Source organism: Caldimonas taiwanensis NBRC 104434 (genome assembly GCF_001592165.1).
GTDB classification, from domain to species: domain Bacteria; phylum Pseudomonadota; class Gammaproteobacteria; order Burkholderiales; family Burkholderiaceae_C; genus Caldimonas; species Caldimonas manganoxidans.
This window is the reverse complement of sequence record NZ_BCWK01000045.1, coordinates 1-3,311: the sequence shown is the minus strand read 5'-3', so window position 1 is coordinate 3,311 and position 3,311 is coordinate 1. Positions and strand designations below refer to the sequence as shown.

The window sequence follows — 3,311 nt, the reverse complement described above, 5'->3', positions numbered from 1 at the left end:
ATCGGTCTTGTCCACGGGCGCATTCGCCCCGTGCATCGCGGTGGTGGCGCACACGCCGGCGTCGATCAAGGCCTGGGCGCATTTCTCGCCCTCGACCAGCACGACCTGGGCGGCGTCCTGGATCCCCGGCTGGTTGTACAGCGGCCGCGGCTCGGGCGGGGCCATCTTGCGCCGTTTGGCGTCCCAGGGCCGGAACTCCTTCTTGCGCCCGGGCGGGTCGTAGCGGTAGACGACGGCGATGAGCTGCCCTTGTGCGTCGAGGTAGTCCCACTTGGCGGTGGCGGGGCCGAGGTCATCGACCGGCGCGTCCTTCTTGCGCGCACGCGACGCGACGGGTCGAGCACGACCGATCAGGTCCGCGGCGGCTTCGAGCACCCGATGGAACTCGGTGTGCGTATCGAGGCCGTGATGGGCGGCGATGAGGTCGAAGACGTCGCCGCCCTCACCCGTGGCACGGTCGGTCCACAGGCCGGCCTTGTCGCCGGCAAGCACCACTTCCAGGCTGTCGCCGGGGCTGCCCAGCACGTCGCCGATGAGGAACTTGCCTCGCCGCTTCTTGCCGGCCGGCAACAGGGTGAACAGCAGCGGCTCGAGCCGGGCCAACAAGGCCGCGCGGATCTGGTCGCGTTCGCCATCGAGGTTGCGCTGCGGTGCGGCAGCAGGGTCGTTGAAGTCGATCATTCGCCCACCTCGACTCCATCCGTTTGCAGCGCATCCCGCTTGTGCGCAGCCGTGCTGCGGGCCGCCCAGGCCGACAGTTCAGACAGCCGGTAGCGAACGAGTCCACCCAGCAGGTAGTGCGGGATGCGGTAGCGGTTTCGCATCGCCGGGTCGGCAAACCAGTAGTACGGCAGCCGCAGCGAGGCGGCCGCTTGCTTGGCGTCGATCATCGGTTCGACGCCACCCGTGAATGGCGCGTCCTGGCTCATGTGGTCCTCCAGCACCGGTCCTGCCAGGGGCACATCCGGCATTCGACGTGGGTAGGTTCGGCGAATGCGCGCGGCAGCAGTTCGCCCGCCTCGGTGGCCGTGATCACCTTCACCGCCCGGTCGGACATGCGCTGCGCAAGCCCTGCATCGAAGGGCACCCGCTCGGCGTAGATCTCCATCGTGTCGGCGTTGACCGCGGTGAAGAGTGCCGGCTGCTCGTGCAGGCCGAGATAGGCCTGGTAGATCGCCACCTGCGCGGCGTAGATGGGCTTGGCAACCGCAAGCCGGTGCTTGTCCAGCTCGCGCCAGGACTTCGCACCCAGGCACTTGTTCTCCCACAGCGCCGGGTAGCCAAAGCCCGGGCCCAGATCCGGCCCGGCGACGAGAACACCGTCCACATGACCCTGCAGGCGGCCGTCCAGCGCCGAGAAGCCCAGCTGCTCGCCGGCGGCGTTGCGCGTGCGCAGATCGAAGCCCGCCTCGCGCAGCCAGGCGGCCATGCAGTCCTCCATCACATGGCCGCGCTCGAAGACGCGCAGCAGGCGACCCTCGGTCTCGCGGCCCGGATCGACTGGCGCGTCGGCGACCTCGTACTGCAGCGCGCGCTCGCACGCCGCCCCCAGGCGCGAGGCGCCGAGATACGTGCGGCGGGGCTGGGCCGCGCGGGTCCGCTGCATGGCCGCGTCGATCAAGGCCGTGAGCTGGCCCGAGAAGCTCTTGAAGGCGTTGAAGTCCATCATCGCCGCGCCTCCTGTGGTGCGCCCTTGCGTGCCGCTTTGGAGGCAGACTCCGGTTCCACCCACGGCAGGTCGTCTTCCAGATCCGCGAAGGGGTCGGACACGGGGTCTTTGAGTCCCCGCACCGGCGGGTACTTGCTCGCCTCATGGTGCGCGACCATCGCCTCGGTGTAGCAGGTGACGATCGCATCGATCACCTGCAGCGCCTCGGCTTCCGAGTACGCCCCGAGGGGTTTGTCGAACCCGATGCCCTCGGCCGCCTCGCCGAAGGCCCTGAGGCACTTTCGCATCGCGGCCAGTTCGACTTCAGACGGATCGATCATCGCGACCTCCGTCTTGTCGATGCGCCCTTCTTGCGCCCGCAGCCAGTTGCCGTAGAGCGCGTGAAACGCCTCTTGGCAGCGCCGCGAGCAGAACACCCAGTCGATGGGATAGCGCCGCGCGTCGCCCACCGCATGGCGTAGATCCAGGTGGCCGTAGCCGCGCGCCTGTCGTTGGCAGACCCAGCATTTCACGCGCCCTCCCTCTTGCGCTTGGAGAGGGGGCATCCCGGCCTTACACCTTCCAGGAAGCCATCGGCTGTCAGGTGAAAGGTCGTGCCAGGATGCGCACAGCGGCACAGGCGGATCATCTCGCTCTGGTACGCAGGTGTGCAGTCTGCGCAGTACTGGCTCTCGCTCGGAGGGACGCGTCGGGCGGTCTCGCGCCATTGGCGGAACTGGGCCTCGCTGGAGAAGCACGGCGGAAACGCGCCCACACGGGCAATGCGGTGTGTTGCCATCGTCACCTCCTCACTGCGCCCAGGTCGGCTTGCCCGGCACGGCGGGACGCTGCGCGACGGCAGGCGCGGGCATCGCATGGGGCGGAACCACCGCCGCTGGCGCGCCGGAGGAGCCGCTGCCCGGGGTCTTGGGCGGCACGCCCATCAGCCGGGCGTAGTCCGGGTGGTCGGGCTCGACGGCGCTCTTGACGACGTTCTTCAGTTCCCCGCGGCCGTCCTTCTCGACGTCGATGCGGGCGAGGAACTCGATGCCGTCGAGCTCGTGGAAGCCCTGGATGCGCCGCGCGGCGGCGGCCTGCGGGCCGTTGTCCTGGGGATGGACGTTGCGGGCGCTGTTGAGGATCGCGCGCACGAAGCTGCGGCCCATCTGACCCCAGGCCGGGCCCTTCGGGGAATGCAGGCCGATGTTGCTCCAGAGCTTGCGCCGGGCGTACTCGCCCTCCAGCACCACGAACTCGGCGGCGAGATAGACCGATCCCGTCTCGAAGCTCTGGGTAGCGTAGCCGCCCGTCCAGCCCTGCGCCGGGTCGTCGAAGCCCCCGGGCTTGAGGGTCATGCGCACGCGGGCGAGCGTGCCCTTGGGGATGAGGTCGAAGCTGGTCTGTTGTTCGGCGTCGTTGAAGTCGTTCCAGGCGGTCATGGATCACTCCTTGGATGTCAGGATTCGAGTGGCGGCGGCGCACTTGTCGATCAGCGCGCGCAGGTTCGGCGGCTCCAGCAACTCGAGCTGGCCGCTTCGGTCCTTGGCCGGATAGCCGTAGGGATTGACGGTGTGGCAGACGAAGGCGCGGTAGGACGAGCCGTCCTCGGCCTTGATCTCGGCCAAGGTGACCACCTCGTCGACGATGCCGGGCAGTTCCGCGG

Annotated in this window: 4 protein-coding genes and 2 pseudogenes; all 6 read right to left on the bottom strand. The window is 68.9% G+C overall.

Annotated features, from left to right (window positions below):
* Nucleotides 1-681: pseudogene (locus CTA01S_RS15760) on the bottom strand (phage/plasmid primase, P4 family); the annotation flags it as partial.
* The gene (locus CTA01S_RS15755) at nucleotides 678-929 is read right to left on the bottom strand and encodes a hypothetical protein (protein WP_062196808.1); all 252 of its coding nucleotides are present in this window, start codon (nucleotides 927-929) and stop codon (nucleotides 678-680) included. The gene CTA01S_RS15755 and the pseudogene CTA01S_RS15760, both read right to left, overlap by 4 nt.
* Nucleotides 926-1,669 carry a hypothetical protein gene (locus CTA01S_RS15750; RefSeq protein ID WP_062196807.1) on the bottom strand — a complete coding sequence of 248 codons (744 nt, stop codon included), beginning with the start codon at nucleotides 1,667-1,669 and terminating at the stop codon, nucleotides 926-928. The genes CTA01S_RS15755 and CTA01S_RS15750 overlap by 4 nt, the downstream gene beginning before the upstream one ends.
* Nucleotides 1,666-2,181, bottom strand: coding sequence for a DUF6511 domain-containing protein (locus tag CTA01S_RS15745; protein WP_062196809.1), 516 nt, complete (start codon nucleotides 2,179-2,181; stop codon nucleotides 1,666-1,668). Before CTA01S_RS15745 ends, CTA01S_RS15750 begins: the two co-directional genes overlap by 4 nt.
* Nucleotides 2,182-2,457: 276 nt before the next feature.
* Nucleotides 2,458-3,087 carry a hypothetical protein gene (locus tag CTA01S_RS15740; protein ID WP_062196806.1) on the bottom strand — a complete coding sequence of 210 codons (630 nt, stop codon included), beginning with the start codon at nucleotides 3,085-3,087 and terminating at the stop codon, nucleotides 2,458-2,460.
* A gap of 3 nt (nucleotides 3,088-3,090) precedes the next feature.
* Nucleotides 3,091-3,311: pseudogene (locus tag CTA01S_RS15735) on the bottom strand (hypothetical protein); the annotation flags it as partial.